This is a genomic window from Thermorhabdus hydrogeniformans (assembly GCF_049310025.1).
Classification (GTDB): domain Bacteria; phylum Bacillota; class Thermosediminibacteria; order Thermosediminibacterales; family Tepidanaerobacteraceae; genus JBJYKD01.
In genome coordinates this window covers 1-257 of record NZ_JBJYKD010000212.1, presented here as the reverse complement: position 1 = coordinate 257, position 257 = coordinate 1, and the positions used below count along the sequence as shown (strand labels likewise).

At 62.3% G+C, this 257-nt stretch carries 1 protein-coding gene; it reads left to right on the top strand.

What is annotated here, in order from left to right; genetic code table 11:
- On the top strand, nucleotides 1-257 hold a 257-nt coding region (locus tag ACKX14_RS16165), incomplete at both ends, for a molybdopterin cofactor-binding domain-containing protein (RefSeq protein WP_422449447.1).

Below are 257 nucleotides of genomic sequence, written 5' to 3'. Positions count from 1 at the left end.
GATCACCGCCACCAACACCGACAAGGTGCCCAACACCTCGCCGACGGCGGCTTCCAGCGGCGCCGACCTGAACGGCAAGGCCGCACAGAATGCCGCCGAAACCATCAAGCAGCGCCTGGTGGAGTTTGCCGCGCGCAAATATGAAGTCAGCGAGGCCGACGTTGAATTCCACAACGGGCATGTGCGGGTCCGCGATCACATCCTGACCTTTGAAGCGCTGATCCAGCAGGCGTATTTCGCCCAGGTGTCGCTCTCCA